The sequence below is a fragment of the Shimia sp. MIT1388 genome, assembly GCF_047124445.1.
Classification (GTDB): domain Bacteria; phylum Pseudomonadota; class Alphaproteobacteria; order Rhodobacterales; family Rhodobacteraceae; genus Shimia.
Map to the genome: position 1 here is coordinate 609,054 of NZ_CP138921.1, position 16,655 is coordinate 625,708.

Here is a 16,655-nt window from a genome sequence, read left to right on the forward strand (position 1 = left end):
CTTTAAGGAGAAAATTTTAGGGGTTGGTTGGGTCTTGTCGGCTTTAAGGAGAGGGAAATTATCGCCCATCGCTCAATCAGGGCTGGTCGAAACCGGTTCCTGTGCCGTCAAAAGTCACGCGCTGTGCTTCCAGGAAAACTGCTTAACTTGGTAAGTCCTTGTAAAGGAAGTGATTGATATCAGGCGATATAAATACTGCCTACCGGATTGGACTTATCCCATCATGCCTTCAGTTCTGTTCAAAATGTCAGCGCGCATCTATGCGCTGTCCGTACTTGCTTTGTGCCTGATCTCTCTCTTGGCCCTGCTGCTGCTCTCCAGAACCGTGAATGACGCTTACGCGGCCCGCAATGACGAGCTGCACAGCATCACGGATACGGCAATAAGCTTGCTTGTTGATCTGGAAAATGGCGTTCGGTCAGGCGCGTTTTCTCGGGATGAGGCGCAGGAGATTGGGCGGGACCGGTTGCATGCGCTGCGGTTTGGCGCGGATGGCTATGTTTTTGCGTTGGATCGGGACTTGGTGATTCAGGCGCATCCCACCAAGCCAGAGTGGGTTGGTACAGACCAAAGCGGTTACGAAGACGCAGAGGGTACCAAGATCTTCCAGGAAATGGCGCGCATCACCTCCAATAACGGGATGGGGGATCTGACATACTTTTTTATGCGCCCGGGCGCGGAAAAGGTCTCCGTAAAGGCGGGGTATGTGCAGATGTTTGAGCCTTGGGGCTGGATCATTGGCACGGGGGTCTATGGCACTGCGATTGAAGCAAAGGTCTCCAAACTGCGTAGCGAAACCCTGTTTGCCTTGGTGATTATTTTGCTGCTGCTCAGTGCGGCGTCGTATTTCATCATTCAGAGTGTGACCGGCCCACTAAAGAAGCTCTGTGCCCGGATGGTGGCAATGGAGAAGGGGGATACCGCAAGCGCTATTCCCTGCACAGAGGCGCGTAGTGAGTTGGGGGAAATGGCGCGTGTATTGGATGTCTTCCGCTGTTCCCTCATCCGGCAGCAGGAAATGGAAGCGGAGCAGCGCAAACGGGATGCCGAACAGGCGGATGTGGTGGAGATCCTGAGCGGGAGGTTGGCCCAACTGTCGCAAGGCGATCTTTCCGTGCAGATCCCCGATGCGTTCCCCGAGGACTACAAGCAGCTCAAGGTCGATTTTAATCGCACGGCTGCAAAGCTTAGTGCGACAGTGGCTGAGGTGATCGACGCCTCAAGCAGCATTCGCACTGGGGCAACCGAGATTTGTCAGGCCTCTGACGACTTGTCCCATCGCACGGAAAGCCAAGCAGCCACCCTGGAGGAAACTGCGGCTGCCCTTGATGAACTGACCGCGTCGGTGAAGACGGCGGCGCAGGGTGCGCGCAACGTCGATGCCAAGATGCGCGAGGCGGGGGACAGTGCGACGCAAAGTGAGATCATTGTTCAGAACGCCGTGGGCGCGATGCATGAAATCTCCCATTCGTCCTCTCAGATTTCGCAGATTCTGGCTGTGATTGATGACATTGCCTTCCAGACCAACTTGCTTGCATTGAATGCCGGTGTCGAAGCGGCGCGGGCGGGTGACGCCGGGCGCGGGTTTGCGGTTGTCGCCTCTGAGGTGCGGGTGCTTGCCCAGCGATCGTCGGATGCGGCGATGGAGATCAAGACGCTGATCTCCAACAGTTCCCAGCATGTGGAACGTGGCGTGGATCTGGTTGGTCAAACCGGCGATGCCTTGCAGCAGATTGTGGGGCAGGTTCAAGCGATTGGCCAGATGGTCACGGATATTGCCGAAGGTGCGGCAGAACAGGCTACAGGGTTGCAGGAGATCAACACCGGTATGCATCAATTGGATCAGGTGACGCAAAAGAACGCCGCGATGGTCGAGGAGTCGACTGCTGCGGGTCACATGCTGAACTCCGAGGCACGGGATCTGGCGCAAGTGGTGTCGTATTTCAAGCTTGGCGCGCGGGCTGCGGCTGAGATGTCAGTGGTTTCTGGTGCGTCAACTAGTTCAGGAGGAAAAGGTGCATTTGATGGCGGTGGGGAGGCGGGCCATCCGTTGGCGCAAAGGAGCGCGTAACGGCATTGCGGCGACGCAAGCGCGTGATCGCCGCAATGATCGCTTAGGCGCAACAATAGGCCCCCGAACCAGCGTTCGGGGGTTATTTTTTAATTTTGTGCCTCGTTTTCGGAATTGTCCGCCGTTTGACAGGTTCCAGTGAGGAGCGGTCTAATCGCTGCGAGGCGAAGAGTCGTGCGGCGGTAGAATTGTCCCTCAAAAGAACGCGCCGTGTTGGTTTGCCAAAACAGTCATGAGCCCACTTTTGGCCCCACGGTGTCGCTGATTGGATCCAAAATGGAGCGTCTGTTACAATTGGTTAACACTTTTGCAAGGCGCGCTTGATAGCCAAAGTCCTATACGGGCGAGCCTCGCCCTGAATACAGTGAAGTTCGGAGATCGATATGAGTGGCGAAAAGCGTCAAAGTGACACCAAATTAGGCTCTATCGACCAACACCATTTGCGGCGGCGGCTATTGGCCACGATTGCTGTTCTTTTGGTTCCGATGTTCTTTGCCAGTGCAGCATCCGTCTTCTTTCACCAGTCCGCCGCAGCCACGTCTCGCTATGTTTTGGTGATTGGCCAGATGATGGAGAACGTTGCGAAATTAAAGGGGTATGCGGCGCAGGTGGAGACGTCCCGGATCTTTGACGAAACTGAGGCGCTAAATACATATGTGCGGGCACTTGGATATTATTCGGCGTTGCGGGCGGCAGATCCTGATGGCGATGAGATCATGGAGGATTCTGAATCCGACACGCGGCAGGCCCTGAACGATCGGACCCGCGCGGCTGGGATCAACCCGATTGACCTGAGTCGCGAGCTTGGGTTGCTTGGCCACGAAATGCCTGAGGACCTCGAGGGTATCTGGGAAGAGGAAGATGAGGCCTGGGAAGCTGAAGCTGCCAGTGGGGTCTCGCTTGAGAATGCAATCGGGACAATTTTGTTGGCAGCGGCTGAGGTCTTTGCCGATGGCAAAAAGGATCCGACAACACTCAATGCATATTGGGCGGAAGCAAACCAGTTGTCATCAGAACAACTCGAACATGTCAGCGCTGTTCTTACTGAAAAGGCACAAACCGCAGGTGAATTGCCGGTTTTCCTGTCGGTGTTGGTGTTCGTGATTGCATTGTTTGCTGCGGTGTTTGCCTGGTTCACGGTAGCACGGCCGCTCATTCGGGAAATTATCCGTATTCAGTCGGAGCTTCAGGAAGAAGCGCAAGCTGCGCGGGCCTCGGATATGGCCAAGACGCAGTTCCTTGCCACCATCAGCCACGAGCTGCGCACGCCTATGAATGGGGTTATTGGCGCCGCACAGCTGTTGGAACTGGTGGACCTGCCTGAGGAAGACCGAGAGCTGATTGATATTCTGAACTCTTGTGCCGACAGCCAGATGGCGCTGATCGAAGAGATTTTGACCTTTGGCGAGATCGAGGCGGGGGCACTGCGCATGAAGTCCGAGCCGATTGCCGTCAAAGACTTCATGAAGAATGCCACCAGTTTCGCGACGATTTTGGCACAGAAGAAAGACCTGACTTTCCATCTGGAGGTGCCAGAGAAGGCACCGGAGATTTTGGGGGATGCCAAGCGGTTGCGGCAGGTTGTCGTGAACCTTGTGGGTAATGCCGTGAAGTTCACCGAACAGGGCTCCGTGCATGTCAGCGCCACCGTTGCGCATGCCGAGGGATCGCAGGACGCGGTGTTCTCTGTGGCGGTCACGGACACAGGCGCGGGGATCGCACCGGAAGATCAGGCCAAGATTTTTGAGCGTTTTGTGCAGGCGGACAGCTCCTCCAGCCGGAAGGCGGGCGGCACAGGCCTGGGCCTGTCGATTGCGCAAGGCATTGCCCAAGAGGCAAACGGCGACATCACGCTTGAGAGTGAGGTGGGCAAAGGCTCCACGTTTACGCTCTCCATTCCGACGAAACTCAACACCGCCAACAGTGGCGCATCGCAAGACAAAAGGAACGCAGCATGACCAAGCCAGACTTTTCTGCCCTCAATCCGCGTATTTTGGTGGCCGATGACGAACCGATCAATCTGAAAGTGATGCAGCGACTTCTGAAGCACTGCGGCATCAATTGTGAGGTCGCCAATGACGGTCTCGAGTGTGTGCAAAAAGCAGAATCCGGGCAGTATGATGTGATCCTGATGGACATCAATATGCCCAATATGGACGGCATTGATGCCACCCGCGAGATCAGCCGGTTGCTGTCTCCGGAAGGACCTAAGATCATCGCCGTGACCGCAAGCGTGTCCAATATGCAGAAGCAGGAATGTGATGAGGTTGGGTTCTCTGGCTTTATTCCGAAGCCTGTGCGGATCGATAAGCTTGTTGAGGTGCTGTCAGAGCATTTGCACTGAGCGTCGTCCCATGCAAGTCCTGTTAAAGAAAAACCCCGCTCGATGGCGGGGTTTTTGTTTTGTTTGTGCTTAGGCTTACTTCAGGATCGAGCGGCCTGCGTATTCGGCGGTTTCACCGAGCGCTTCCTCGATGCGGATCAGCTGGTTGTATTTCGCCAGACGGTCGGAACGCGACAGGGAGCCGGTTTTGATCTGGCCGCAGTTGGTGGCCACAGCGAGGTCGGCGATGGTGGCGTCCTCGGTTTCACCGGAGCGGTGGGACATCACGTTGGTGTAGCGCGCGCGGTGGGCCATATCGACGGCTTTCAGCGTCTCGGTCAGGGAACCGATCTGGTTCACTTTCACCAGCATAGAGTTGGCCACGCCTTGGGCAATGCCGTCTGCCAGACGGGTTGGGTTGGTCACAAACAGGTCGTCGCCCACCAGTTGGACTTTGTCGCCGATCAGGTCGGTCAGGGCTTTCCAGCCGTCCCAGTCGTCCTCGTCCATGCCGTCTTCGATGGAGATGATCGGGTAGTCGTTGCAGAGGTCTGCGAGGTACTGTGCGTTCTCAGCGGAGGTCAGGGATTTGCCTTCGCCCACCATCTCGTATTTGCCGTCTTTGTAGTACTCAGAGGAGGCGCAATCGAGGGCGAGGTAGATGTCTTCGCCCGGCTTGTAGCCGGCTTTTTCGATGGAGGTCATCACGAAGTCGAGCGCCTTGCGGGTGCTTTCCAGCGCTGGTGCAAAGCCGCCTTCGTCACCGATGCCGGTGTTGTAGCCTGCGGCGGTCAGCTCTTTTTTCAGGGTGTGGAAGACTTCGGCGCCCATGCGGATGGCTTCGCGGATGTTGGCCGCGGAGACAGGCATGATCATGAATTCTTGGATGTCGATCGGGTTGTCAGCGTGCTCGCCGCCGTTGATGATGTTCATCATTGGCACGGGCAGAACGCGCGCGGAGGTACCGCCGACGTAGCGGAACAGCGGCTGTGCGGTGTAATCCGCAGCGGCTTTCGCAGCGGCGAGGGAGACGCCGAGGATGGCGTTGGCGCCGAGGCGGCCTTTGTTTGGGGTGCCGTCCAGTTCGATCATCGCTTGGTCAATGGCAACCTGCTCGGTCACGTCCATGCCGACAAGGCATTCAGCGATCTCACCGTTCACGGCGTTTACCGCTTCCAGAACACCTTTCCCCATGTAGCGGTCTTTGTCACCGTCACGCTTTTCAACCGCTTCGTGGGCACCGGTGGAGGCGCCGGAAGGAACTGCTGCGCGGCCCATGGTGCCGTCTTCGAGGATCACGTCGACTTCGACGGTTGGGTTGCCGCGGCTGTCGAGAATTTCGCGGGCAAAGATATCAATGATGGTGCTCATGTCGGAGGATCCCTCGGATGGCTACAAATGTCGGGCGCAGCTATAGCAGGGCGGGGGCAAAAGTAAACGCATTTTGATAGCGCTAACGGCGGTTTTTCCACAGGTTAGGGCTAACAGTGACAGGAGGACGCTGTTTTGCTGGATTTCCCTAGGCTTGGGCCGGGGTGGCGGCTTTGGCGAGGCGGTGTTCACGCATGAAGGTGAAGAGGCCGGAGCCGATGATCAGCGTGGCGCCCAGCATGGTGGGCAGGTCGGGGCGTTCGCCAAACGCGATCATGCCTACCAGGATGGAGAACAGCAGGCGGGAGTAGCGGAAGGGAGCCACAACGGAGGCTTCGCCGAGGCGGAGCGCGGTGACCACGCCCCAATAGCCAGCAGCCCCAAAGGCCACGGCACCAGCCATCATGGTGAGGTGGGAGGGGGTGAGCTCTGCGTAGTCTGCGGCGTTGAACAGCATCAAGAAGGGACCTGCGAGCACAAGCGAGGCGAAGCTCTGAAAAGAAACCACAAAGGAGGACACAGAGGCGTCAATCGTGCGGGTGATCAGGTCGCGCAGGGCGACAGCGAGGACAGCACCCAAAACCAGTAGGGCGTTGGGGTCAAAGGCGTCGGTGCCGGGACGGATGATCAACAGAACGCCGGAAAAGCCCACCAGAATGGCGGTGAGGCGGCGCCAGCCGACTTGCTCGCCCAGAAAGAGCGCCGCGCCGAGGGTGATGACCAGCGGCAGGGTCTGGAACACGGCTGCAACCGTGGAGAGGTCCACGCGGGAGAGGGCGGTGGCAAAAAGCACGGCGCCACCGGCTTCGCAGGCCGTGCGTAGCAACATGCGCGGGGACCAAGCGGCGGAGGCAAAGAGGTTGTCGCCGCGCAGGATGGCAAGCACAGCAAAGACCGAACCGGAGCCCAATCCCAAGGCCATGAGGATCTGGCCGACAGGCAGGGTTACGGAGAGAGATTTGATGAACATGTCCTCGAGCGTGAAGCCAAGCATGGCCGCCACAAGGATCAGAATACCGTGTACGTTTTGCATAATGTTACCCGCGCGTCAGATGGTTCACAGGTGAACAGCAACGGGCGACATGGCAAGCTTGTTTCCGACAAACGCCACTAAAGCATCATTCATTTTGGTGATGCGGCCCATCACGGGTGGTGCAGAGATGGGCCGGCTTGCTGGCCTAGAGCGGGCGGATTTTCAGATCGGTGATCCGGTTGGCCTCGCGTCCGGTGACCTCAAAACGGAAGCCGTGGAAGGAGAAAACCTGTCCCACGGTGGGGATCATCTGCGCTTCATGGATGACCAGACCGGCGATGGTGTTGGCCTCATCATCGGGCAGGGACCAATCGGTGGCGCGATTGAGATCGCGGATGGTCATGGCGCCTTCGATCAGGAACTGACCGTCCTCGGATTTGCGGATCGGATGATCGGTGTCCTCGTCAAACTCGTCGGTGATTTCGCCCACGATTTCTTCGAGGATGTCTTCGAGTGTGATCAGACCTTGCAGGGAGCCGTATTCATCCACCACCAGCGCAAAGTGGGCATGGCGGCGCAGGAACTCGCGCATCTGGTCATCCAGCGAGGTGGTCTCCGGCACGAAGTAAGGCTCTTTGGCAACTTCGGTGAGGTCGAAGGCCAGCAGATCACGCGCGTTGGTCTCTTCCTGCACGGCGCGGGTGTACATGCTGCGGAACAGGTCTTTGGCGTGCACCACGCCGATGATGTTTTCCTGATCGTCTTTGTAGACCGGCAGGCGGGTGTGGTTGCTTTCCAGACATTGTTTGAGAATGTCGGCAGGCGCGTCATCTGCGTTAATCATCTCGATGCCGGAGCGGTGCAGCATGATCTCTTCAACAACGCGGTCAGACAGGTCCAGCGCGCCCAAGATACGGTCGCGGTCTTCTTTTTCCACGATGCCTTCAGAGTGACCAAGCTGAATGGCGCCGGCGATCTCTTCGCGCACGGCGAGCACTTGGCTGTCTGGGTCGGTTTCCACACCAAACAGGCGCAGTACGCCACGTACCAGCACGCGCACGGCGGATACGATGGGGGAGAACAGCGTTACGATCAGGCTGATCGGGCTGGCCACTGTGGAGGCGGCGTCTTCGGGGCGGGTGATGGCGTAGGTTTTGGGCAGCACCTCGGCAAAGATCAGCACGAGGAGCGTCATGACCAACGTCGCCAGAGCCACGCCGCCCTCGCCAAAGGCACGGGTGAAGAGCGCGGTGGCCAGAGAGGTTGCGAGGATGTTCACGAGGTTGTTGCCCAGCAGAACGGAACCGATCAGCCGTTCACTGTCTTCGGTGATGTTGAGCGCCCGTTGCGCACCGCGGCTGCCTTTGTCAGCCTGCGCGCGCAGTTTGCCACGTGAGGCCGCCGTCAGCGCGGTTTCGGAGCCGGAGAAGAAGGCAGACATCATCAGCAAAAAGAAAATCACGCCAGCGGTGATCCAGAATGCGGTGTCAAAAGTTGTGGTGGGCTCCATGGGGTCCTCTGAAATCTCAATCACTTAGGTTTATGGGGGCGCAATGGGGCCGGATCAAGAGGGCGTGAAGCCCTTAAGCCTTCTTTAGGTGGTTTGATCTAAGGGGGCGCGCAGTTCAAACACAAATGGAGTGGGATCCAATGAAAGCTTTTGTATTTGCCGCCCTCGCGCTGCCGACCGTTGCTATGGCCGATGGGGCCAGCGTGTCCTTCCTGACCGAAGATTATGCGCCGTATTCCTGGATGGAAGATGGTCAGGCCAAGGGGCACGGGATTGATCTGATCAACGAAGTGGCGGAGCGCGCGGCGCTGTCGCATTCGGTGGAGATCACAAAATGGACGCGTGCGATTGCGTTGGCCGAGAAAGATGCGAGCACTTGCGTGTTCTCCACTGCGCGCACTGCGGAGCGGGAAGCCAAGTTCCAGTGGGCTGGTCCGATGTATGTCGAAGGCACCTACTTGATCCAGAAGTCCGGTGCGAATGCGGATGTGTCTTCGCTGGAGCAAGCGCTGACCAAGTCGATTGGCACGCAGGTGGGCGATTTCACAATTGATCTTCTGGAAGAGCTGGGGGCGGCAAAAGTGGATGCGGCACCTGATCTGGACAAAACCATGAAGAAGCTGGCGGCAGGCCGGTTGGACTATGTGATCCTGGGGCAGGAGAGCGCCAATGCGCTGACCGCCGAGGATGCCGGTCTGGAAATTGCCATGGAAGTGTCGCGTGATGAGTACTACATCGCCTGCTCTCATGACACGCCAGCGGCCGTCGTGGCCGAGATTGACGCCGCAATGGATTCTCTCATGGCGGACGGCACACAGGCGGAGATTGTATCGCGTTACTGACGCAACCTCACCACGAGAAGATTGTGGCAAAGTCGGGGCAAATGCCCCGACTTTTTTTATTGGGTTTCAGCGACTTGTGATTTTATCTGTGCGCAAATGTCGCACGTTTACTTTGCCTTCAGACATGCGACGCAGAACCGGGGGCAGAGATTTAAAGCGAGGAAATCCACTAATGAAAACTCTAGCACTCTGCGCATTGGCCCTGTCCACTGCAACCGTCGCACAGGCCGCGGACGTGAAGTTTTTTACGGAAGACTATGCCCCTTACAACTACGTCGAAAACGGTGAGCTGACCGGCCACGGTGTGGACATCATCAACGAGGCGCTGTCGCGCTCTGGTGTGTCCGCCGAGATGGAAGTGACCAAGTGGTCGCGCGCCATCACCCTGGCAGAGCAGGACGCCAACACCTGCGTCTTCACCACCGCGCGCACGCCGGAGCGTGAAGACCGCTTCAACTGGGCGGGCCCAATGTATTCAGAGGCGATCTATCTGATCCAGAAGCCGGGCGCGAACGGCGACGTGACTTCTGTTGAACAGGCGCTGACCAAGAAGGTTGGCACGCAGACCGGCGATTTTGCCGTGGCGCTGTTGGACCGTCTGGGTGCAAGCGACATTGACCTGGCACCGGATGCCGAAATGACGCTGAAGAAGCTGGGCGCGGGCCGTGTGGATTACATGGTGGCGCTGGAATCTGCAGCGGCTGTGGCAATTGAAGACGGCGGTTTTGAAATTGCCATGGAAATTTCCCGGAACGAATTCTTCCTGGCGTGCTCCAAGACCACCGATGAGTCCGTGATTGCCCGCATGGACGAAGCCATTGACTCAATCCTCGCTGACGGTACTCAAGAAGCCTTTGTAGCGAAGTACGACTAAGTCTCCTTTGAGACGACGTCGGGAAGGCCGGGCCATGTGCCCGGCCTTTTGTTGTCTGACGGTCATGTGATTGGCGCTTTGGGCTGGACGTCGTAAACCTGCGGCAAAGGCATCACGGAGGCGGGCAGTGCGACATCAGGATCTGGGAGAGTTGGCGGGGCCGGTGCTGTTGTTTGGCGGGCCGTATTCCAATTTGCAGGCAACGGAGGCTGTTCTGGCGCAGGCAGAGGTGCTCGGAGTGCCATCTGGAAACGTGATTTGCACCGGCGACGTGGTGGCTTATTGCGCGCAGCCAGCGGAGACGGTTGCGGTCGTGCGCGCGGCGCAGGCTGTTGTCGTGGCGGGCAACTGTGAAAAGCAGCTGGCGGCCAATGCACTGGATTGCGGCTGTGGATTTGAAGCAGGCACAACCTGCGATCTGTTGTCGGCGGGATGGTACGCGCATGCGAATGCAGAGATCGACGCGGAGGCGCGGCGCTGGATGGCGGGATTGCCGGATGTGGTGAGGTTTCAGCAGGGTGGCGCGCGCGTGGCAGTGATCCATGGCGGGGTGACCGACGTGGCGCGGTTTGTGTTTGCGGTGTCGCCGGAGGCTGTGTTTGTCGAGGAGCTTGCCGCGCTTGAGGCACTGGTGGGGCCGGTGGATGTTGTGATCGCGGGGCACTCCGGTATCGCGTTTCAGCGGCAGGTTGGCGGCGTCACATGGATCAATGCCGGGGCTGTTGGCATGCCGGAACACGATGGGCGGCAGGAAACGCGGTTTGTGGTTTTGCAGGGTGGTGCGGCGGAGATCAGAGCGTTGACCTATGATGCGGAGGCCGCGCAGGCTGCGATGCAGGCCGTGGGGCTGACGCAGGGCTATGATCGTGCGTTGCTCAGTGGCTACTGGCCGTCTGAAGATGTGCTGCCTCAGGCGTTGCGCTTGCCATCTTTGGCCAAAGGGTGATGGGTGGTGACCAACTCGCGCAGGCGTTCATCCAACACGTGGGTGTAGATTTCGGTGGTCGCCACATCTGCGTGTCCTAGGAGTGTCTGAATGACCCGCAGGTCGGCGCCGTTGGCCAAGAGGTGGGTCGCAAAAGCGTGGCGCAGCGTGTGCGGCGTGACTTTGGCCGGGGAGACACAGGCAGCGACGGCGAGGTCTTTGATCAGCATATAGAAACGGTGCCGGGTCAGATGGCCCGAAGCGCCGCGAGATGGGAAGAGGAAACGCGAGGCGGGTTTGCCTTTGGAGCGGGCGATGTCCTCCGCGGCGTCCCGGCAAGTGAGCCAGGCCGCAAGTGCGTCCCGCGCCGGCGGGGAGAGCGGCACCATGCGCTCTTTGCCGCCTTTGCCCATCACCAGAAGCATTTGCGGATCGCCGCGCGCTGCGGAAACCGGCAGGCTGACCAATTCGGTCACGCGCATGCCTGTGGCGTAGAGCAGTTCCATCAGGCAGGTATTGCGCAGGCGGTCATCGGCGCTGCGCCCGTGAGTGCGGGCGGCGGCGAGCAAGCCGTCCACCTCGGTGACTTCCAGCGTTTTTGGCAGGCGTTTGGCGCGGCCGGGGCCTTTGATTTGAATTGCCGGGTTGTCGTTCCGCCAACCTTCTTCAAAGGCGAACCTGTAGAGCTGTTTGATGGCGGAGAGGCGGCGGGCGCGGGTGGATTGAGCGAGGCCCTGAGCGTCACAGAAAAGCAAGTAGTCTTCGATGTCGGATTGAGACAGGGCGTCAAAGCTGTGGGATTTGCCGTGGGCCCAGGTGGCGAAGTCGCGCAGGTCGCGGGCGTAGGCAGCCTGGGTGTTGGGCGACGCACCAAGTTCGGCGGCTTGTGCTTCCAAAAAGGTGGCAATCCATTGCAGCCTGTCAGCAGGTGCCGTCATAGATCAGCCTCGGGTGTCCAAAAGCGCCACTTGCAGCGCGGCGCGGCGGGCGGTGTCCTCCAGTCCGACGGCGCGGAAGGTGGCGAGGGCTTCAGTCAAGGCACCGAGGTTTCCAGCGGCGCCGTCATCCATGAGTTCCATCGCCGTCAGCAGGCTTTCGCCCAGTTGGCCACGGGCCAGCATGGTGGAGATTTCCTGCGGCACACCGGCATCGTGGAAGGCGTCGGCAATGGCGCGGTGCACTGGATCGGTGGGAGTGCGCGGCGGCGTGCCAAGGGCCAGTCCGGCGAGGAAGTCGCGTGGGCCAGAGCGGGCGGCGCGTTCGTAGTCGGAGGACAACAGCGCGATGTCACGGGCTAGACGGGCGGTGACGCCTTGGAGTGGCAGCTGCAATAGTTGCGGGCCATAAAGGCGGGCAAAGGGCACTTCGAGGTGGACCTGCTGCATGGCGGCCCAGGCTTGGGGCAGCGTGTCAGAAACGTCGCGGATGTCTTGCGCGGTCATGGCGCGGTCAAAAGCTTGCAGCGCTGCGACGCGGTCCCAGATCATGCCGGAGGCTGAGGGGGAGCCTTCCGTGTAAATGCCAAGCAGGGCGTTTTCATGCAGCGCAGAGGTGCGCGCGAGGCGCTCGGCGGCTTCTAGCTGCGCTTTCCAGCCGGCGGTGTCGCGCAGGTCTGCATGGGCATAGGGGCGTGGCAGGCGGGCGGCGGTTTGGCCTTCGCCAATGGCCTCATATAGGCGGAACTTGAGAGGGTCGGGGCCGTTGGCGGCCACCAGAAGCGGTTCGCCCTCAAACAGTTCTGGATCGAGAAAGCGCAGAAGCAGGGCGTCCATTTCCTCTGAAATCAGACCAAGGGCCTTGGCGGTGTCCAGCGTGAGCGCGGCAGCGCGCCAATCGCCTGCGCGGGCGGTGCAGAAAATGCGAGAGGCGTAGTCCGTTGCCAGATGCGGCGCGGCCATGAGGGCCTCACAGGCGCGGGTTTCCTGGCCCATCAGGAGGGTGACATCAAACCAGCGTTTGAACAGCGACGGCGTGGTGGGGCCTGCGCGTTCAAGCAGGGCTTCGGCCTGTTCCAATGCACCCATCTCGACCAGTTTGTCGACGCGGGCCAGCAGGAGTTCGTTGGTGACGCCAGTTTCGCGCGGGGCGTCGGCCTCGGCAAGTAACAGCGTATACAAGAGCGCCTGCATGGCGGGAAGTACTTCGGGGCGCTGCGCATCCACCAGCTCGGCAAGCGTGTCCGCGTCAGAGGCGGACCAGAGCGTGGCAGGCAGGCCGGTGACGTTGGAAGGCAGCAGGCCCACGGCGTCCTGAGAGGTTTCCGACAGCGGGCTGACGTTGATGGCGGGCGTGGACACGCCTTTGCTCACCGGGTCCTCGTTGAGCGGCAGGCCCATGTCGAGGGTCACCGTAGGCGTGTGGTCGAGCCAGTCGATGGCGGAGAGCGGCGCGTCCTGCGCATAGAGCGGCGCGGCACTGAGTAAAAATGCGGCGACTGGGCTGCGAAACGGGCGGATCACCTGTTATTGCCCCGTCAGTTCCAGAGGGATGCGCACCTCGGCCTGTGGGGCGGAGAAATCCGCGCCAAAGATCGGCCCGAGATAGGCGTAAGCCACCAGCGCAACTGCTGCCAAAACCACTAGAAACAACAAGGCTCGAAAGAGTCTGCCCATAATATCCTCGATTATCCTGCCTGTTTTTTTCAACTTATAACTGGCCTTTTGGGCAAGATCACGTCATTCAATGCGCAAACCACACTTTTGGGCAAGGCTTAGCCGATTGCGGGCGTTTGATGAGCTATGATTTAAAAAAAACCGTTGTGTTTGTTGGCATGATGGGGGCAGGAAAGACCGCTGTTGGTAAGGCTTTAGCGGCCAAACTTAATGTGCCTTTTATCGATTCCGATGCAGAGATCGTGAAGGCGGCCAATATGAGCATTGCCGAGATTTTTGAGCGAGACGGGGAGGCGTTTTTCCGCCTAAAGGAGAGTCAGGTGATTGCCCGGCTTCTGGAAGAGGAGCGCTGCATCCTGTCTACCGGCGGTGGTGCCTACCTTGCCGAGGGCAATCGGGCAGAAATCTCCAAACGTGGTGTTGCGGTCTGGCTGGATGCGGATGTGGAACTTCTGTGGAACCGTGTGAAACACAAAGACACGCGGCCGCTGTTGCGCACGGACAATCCGCGAAAAACGCTGGAAGAGATTTTTGATGCGCGGGTGCCGCTATACAGTCTGGCAGATTTGCCGGTGAAAGCGGAGGCCGGGTTGAGCATTGAAGAAATGGCAGATCGGGTGGCGCAGGCGTTGTTGGACGCGCGCCCTGATGTTTTGGCGGAGACATAAGCCGTGATGGAAACCGTACATGTGGGCCTTGAGGGCCGGGAATATGACATTCACATCGGGCCGGGTCTGCTGGCGCAGTCCGGTGCGCTGATTGGGCCAATGCTGGCGCGCAAGCAGGTCTGCGTGGTGACGGATGAAAACGTCGCGGCGCTGCATCTGGAGACGTTGCGCGACGGGCTGGCGGCGAATGGGATTGCCATGGAGGCGCTGGTGCTGCCGGCGGGCGAGAGTACCAAGAGCTGGGCTTATCTGGAGCAAACTGTTGAGTGGTTGCTGTCGCAACGTGTGGAGCGCAAGGACCTTGTGGTGGCGCTTGGCGGTGGGGTGATCGGAGATCTGACCGGGTTTGCAGCGGCCATTCTGCGCCGTGGCGTTGGGTTTGTGCAAATCCCGACCAGTCTGTTGGCGCAGGTGGACAGTTCGGTGGGCGGCAAGACCGGCATTAACAGTCCGTTGGGTAAGAACCTTGTCGGAGCCTTTCATCAGCCGCGACTGGTGCTGGCTGATATAGACGTGTTGGGCACTCTAACGCCGCGCGATTTCCTCGCCGGTTACGGCGAAGTGGTGAAATACGGCATGCTGGGCGACGCCAATTTCTTTGAGTGGTTGGAGGCGCAGGGGCCTGCGTTGGCCGCAGGGGATGAGGCGGCGCGTATTGCGGCGGTGAAGCGGTCTTGTGAGATGAAAGCCGAGATTGTGATGCGCGATGAGACCGAGCAGGGGGATCGCGCCTTGCTCAATCTCGGGCACACCTTCTGTCACGCGTTGGAAGCGGCCACGGGATATGGCGACCGCTTGTTGCATGGCGAAGGTGTGGCCGTGGGCTGCGCGCTGGCGTTTGAGTTGTCGATGCGTTTGGGGCTCTGCGCACAGGAGGCGCCAAGTCGGGTGCGGGAGCATTTGCGTGCCATGGGCATGAAGGTGGACCTCAAGGATATTGAGGGCGAGCTGCCAGATGCTGATGAGCTGCTGGAGCTGATGGGGCAGGATAAAAAGGTGGTCGATGGTCAGTTGCGCTTCATTTTGGCGCGCGGGATTGGCGAGGCCTTTGTGACCGCAGATGTGCCACGCGATGTGGTGCGCCAGCTGCTGCAAGAAGAACTGGCACGGCGGTAAGATTGCCGACAGTCGAAATGAAAAGCCGACCCTGAGGGTCGGCTTTTTTGTTATTTGGCGGCGATTTGCACGAGATTGGCAATCATGCGTGTGGCGCTGGCCATGTCTTGCACTGATACCCATTCCAGCGGTCCGTGGATTTCCATCATGCCGGTGTAGAGGTTCGGGCAGGGCACACCGAGTTCGGTGAGGCGTGAGCCGTCGGTGCCGCCGCGAATGGGCACGGAGTCCGGCTCAAAGCCTTCGGTGCGGATGGCCTCGCGCGCGAGGTTCACTGGCGTCATGTCGTTTTCGAGCCAGTAGCGCATATTGCGGTATTGCTTGCTGATCTCACAGGTCACTTTGGAGCCAGGGAAATCCGCTTCAGCCTTGGCGCAGGCGGCTTGCAGGCGGGTGGCCTGTGCCTCTAGGTCGTGCATTTCAAACGCGCGCAGGATGAAGCGCAGGGTGACTTCGCTGCTGCCGCCTTCCTGGGCGTAGACATGGGTGAAGCTTTCGCGGCCGGAGGTGGTTTCCGGGGTGGTGCCGGCTTCGTCGAGATCGGAGACAATCTGTGCTGCCACATGCAGGGCGTTGGTCATTTTGTCTTTGGCGTAGCCGGGGTGTGCAGAGGTGCCGGTGACGGTGACGACTGCACCGTCGGCAGAGAAGGTTTCAAACTCCATGGTGCCGCGCTTAGCACCGTCCAGTGTATAGGCGAAATCCACGCCAAAGTCGGCAGGGAGATCAGCGTGCACGCCTTTGCCAATTTCTTCATCCGGGGTGAAGGCGAGGCGGACTTTGCCGTGTTTCAGGCCCGGGGTGGTCAGCAGGTGCTCGGCCATGGTCATGATGATCGCCACGCCGGCTTTGTCGTCGGCGCCGAGCAAGGTGAGGCCGGAGGCGGTGATGATGTCTTCGCCTTCTTTGCCTTCGAGGTAGGCGGAGGTTGATGGGTTCAGAACCAGATCCGGGTTGTCCGGATAGGTGATGTCGCTGCCGTCCCAATTGGCAATCACGCGCGGTTTCACACCGGTGGCGTTGAACTGTGGCGCGGTGTCGACATGGGCGCAGAAGCCAATTGTGGGCGCAGTGTCGACGGTGGCCGGCACGGTGGCGAGGACCACGCCGTAGGAGGTCAGCTCCACGTCAGAGGCACCGATGCGTTCGAGTTCCGACACCAGATGGCGGGAGACGTCGAGCTGGATCTCGGTGGACGGGATGCTTGTGGAATGCTCATCGGACTGGCTGTCGATGGCGCAATAGGTGACCAGGCGGTCCTGCAAAGATTGGTTAAAAGAAGAGGTGTCCGACACGTAATGTCCTCACTGTTTGCTTGTTAAGCAAACCATAGTGTGGCGCGGCACGGTGTGTAAGGGGGGCGCATAAAA

At 59.4% G+C, this 16,655-nt stretch carries 15 protein-coding genes; 8 read left to right on the top strand and 7 right to left on the bottom strand.

Annotated features, from left to right (window positions below):
* Window positions 1–244 precede the first annotated feature (244 nt).
* The 3 genes from SIB92_RS02965 (at window position 245) to SIB92_RS02975 (ending at window position 4,415) form a co-directional block, all read left to right on the top strand.
* Window positions 245–2,071, top strand: coding sequence for a methyl-accepting chemotaxis protein (locus tag SIB92_RS02965; RefSeq protein ID WP_412554420.1), 1,827 nt, complete (start codon window positions 245–247; stop codon window positions 2,069–2,071).
* A 383-nt stretch (window positions 2,072–2,454) separates the two neighbouring features.
* Window positions 2,455–4,029, top strand: coding sequence for a sensor histidine kinase (locus tag SIB92_RS02970; RefSeq protein WP_412554421.1), 1,575 nt, complete (start codon window positions 2,455–2,457; stop codon window positions 4,027–4,029).
* Window positions 4,026–4,415, top strand: a complete 390-nt coding sequence (locus tag SIB92_RS02975) for a response regulator (protein ID WP_412554422.1) — start codon at window positions 4,026–4,028, stop codon at window positions 4,413–4,415. The genes SIB92_RS02970 and SIB92_RS02975 overlap by 4 nt, the downstream gene beginning before the upstream one ends.
* 75 nt (window positions 4,416–4,490) lie before the next feature.
* On the opposite strand, the gene eno is transcribed toward SIB92_RS02975, so the two are convergent.
* The 3 genes from eno to SIB92_RS02990 all read right to left on the bottom strand — a co-directional run bounded on the left by eno (window position 4,491) and on the right by SIB92_RS02990 (window position 8,248).
* Window positions 4,491–5,765: a phosphopyruvate hydratase gene (gene eno, locus SIB92_RS02980; protein WP_412554423.1), complete on the bottom strand. Its 1,275-nt coding sequence runs from the start codon at window positions 5,763–5,765 to the stop codon at window positions 4,491–4,493.
* Between the two features lie 148 nt (window positions 5,766–5,913).
* Complete coding sequence (locus SIB92_RS02985) at window positions 5,914–6,798, bottom strand: DMT family transporter (RefSeq protein ID WP_412554424.1); 885 nt, start codon at window positions 6,796–6,798, stop codon at window positions 5,914–5,916.
* A 145-nt stretch (window positions 6,799–6,943) separates the two neighbouring features.
* Window positions 6,944–8,248 carry an HlyC/CorC family transporter gene (locus SIB92_RS02990; protein WP_412555788.1) on the bottom strand — a complete coding sequence of 435 codons (1,305 nt, stop codon included), beginning with the start codon at window positions 8,246–8,248 and terminating at the stop codon, window positions 6,944–6,946.
* Window positions 8,249–8,388: 140 nt separating this feature from the next.
* Here SIB92_RS02990 and SIB92_RS02995 point away from each other — a divergent pair, with 140 nt between their 5' ends.
* The 3 genes from SIB92_RS02995 to SIB92_RS03005 all read left to right on the top strand — a co-directional run bounded on the left by SIB92_RS02995 (window position 8,389) and on the right by SIB92_RS03005 (window position 10,910).
* Entirely contained in the window at window positions 8,389–9,090 is a 702-nt protein-coding gene (locus tag SIB92_RS02995) for a substrate-binding periplasmic protein (protein ID WP_412554425.1), read from the top strand.
* 172 nt (window positions 9,091–9,262) lie between these two features.
* A complete protein-coding gene (locus SIB92_RS03000; RefSeq protein ID WP_412554426.1) occupies window positions 9,263–9,964 on the top strand; it encodes a substrate-binding periplasmic protein in 702 nt (233 codons plus the stop codon).
* 127 nt (window positions 9,965–10,091) lie between these two features.
* Window positions 10,092–10,910, top strand: coding sequence for a metallophosphoesterase family protein (locus SIB92_RS03005; protein WP_412554427.1), 819 nt, complete (start codon window positions 10,092–10,094; stop codon window positions 10,908–10,910).
* Here the strand turns inward: SIB92_RS03005 and SIB92_RS03010 are convergent.
* From SIB92_RS03010 to SIB92_RS03020, 3 genes are read right to left on the bottom strand one after another with little or no spacing between them, the layout of a single operon-like run.
* On the bottom strand, window positions 10,874–11,827 hold the full coding sequence (locus tag SIB92_RS03010) for a site-specific tyrosine recombinase XerD (RefSeq protein ID WP_412554428.1): 954 nt from the start codon (window positions 11,825–11,827) through the stop codon (window positions 10,874–10,876). The two genes, SIB92_RS03005 and SIB92_RS03010, sit on opposite strands and share 37 nt — an antisense overlap.
* 3 nt (window positions 11,828–11,830) lie before the next feature.
* Window positions 11,831–13,348 carry a hypothetical protein gene (locus SIB92_RS03015; protein WP_412554429.1) on the bottom strand — a complete coding sequence of 506 codons (1,518 nt, stop codon included), beginning with the start codon at window positions 13,346–13,348 and terminating at the stop codon, window positions 11,831–11,833.
* Between the two features lie 3 nt (window positions 13,349–13,351).
* Entirely contained in the window at window positions 13,352–13,501 is a 150-nt protein-coding gene (locus tag SIB92_RS03020; protein WP_283426350.1) for a hypothetical protein, read from the bottom strand.
* Window positions 13,502–13,620: 119 nt separating this feature from the next.
* On the opposite strand from SIB92_RS03020, the gene SIB92_RS03025 reads away from it, so the two are divergent.
* Both SIB92_RS03025 and aroB read left to right on the top strand, forming a co-directional pair.
* Window positions 13,621–14,169, top strand: coding sequence for a shikimate kinase (locus tag SIB92_RS03025; protein WP_412554430.1), 549 nt, complete (start codon window positions 13,621–13,623; stop codon window positions 14,167–14,169).
* Between the two features lie 3 nt (window positions 14,170–14,172).
* Window positions 14,173–15,285: a 3-dehydroquinate synthase gene (gene aroB / locus SIB92_RS03030; RefSeq protein ID WP_412554431.1), complete on the top strand. Its 1,113-nt coding sequence runs from the start codon at window positions 14,173–14,175 to the stop codon at window positions 15,283–15,285.
* A gap of 50 nt (window positions 15,286–15,335) precedes the next feature.
* Here the strand turns inward: aroB and pepT are convergent, their stop codons facing one another.
* Entirely contained in the window at window positions 15,336–16,580 is a 1,245-nt protein-coding gene (gene pepT / locus SIB92_RS03035) for a peptidase T (protein ID WP_412554432.1), read from the bottom strand.
* Window positions 16,581–16,655 lie beyond the last annotated feature (75 nt).

Bases quoted from the DNA above. Each gene is read 5' to 3' on its own strand.
- SIB92_RS02965 (WP_412554420.1), top strand. From the start codon at position 245: ATGTCAGCGCGCATCTATGCGCTGTCCGTACTTGCTTTGTGCCTGATC.
- SIB92_RS02970 (WP_412554421.1), top strand. From the start codon at position 2,455: ATGAGTGGCGAAAAGCGTCAAAGTGACACCAAATTAGGCTCTATCGAC.
- SIB92_RS02975 (WP_412554422.1), top strand. From the start codon at position 4,026: ATGACCAAGCCAGACTTTTCTGCCCTCAATCCGCGTATTTTGGTGGCC.
- eno (WP_412554423.1), bottom strand. From the start codon at position 5,765: ATGAGCACCATCATTGATATCTTTGCCCGCGAAATTCTCGACAGCCGC.
- SIB92_RS02985 (WP_412554424.1), bottom strand. From the start codon at position 6,798: ATGCAAAACGTACACGGTATTCTGATCCTTGTGGCGGCCATGCTTGGC.
- SIB92_RS02990 (WP_412555788.1), bottom strand. From the start codon at position 8,248: ATGGAGCCCACCACAACTTTTGACACCGCATTCTGGATCACCGCTGGC.
- SIB92_RS02995 (WP_412554425.1), top strand. From the start codon at position 8,389: ATGAAAGCTTTTGTATTTGCCGCCCTCGCGCTGCCGACCGTTGCTATG.
- SIB92_RS03000 (WP_412554426.1), top strand. From the start codon at position 9,263: ATGAAAACTCTAGCACTCTGCGCATTGGCCCTGTCCACTGCAACCGTC.
- SIB92_RS03010 (WP_412554428.1), bottom strand. From the start codon at position 11,827: ATGACGGCACCTGCTGACAGGCTGCAATGGATTGCCACCTTTTTGGAA.
- SIB92_RS03020 (WP_283426350.1), bottom strand. From the start codon at position 13,501: ATGGGCAGACTCTTTCGAGCCTTGTTGTTTCTAGTGGTTTTGGCAGCA.
- SIB92_RS03025 (WP_412554430.1), top strand. From the start codon at position 13,621: ATGAGCTATGATTTAAAAAAAACCGTTGTGTTTGTTGGCATGATGGGG.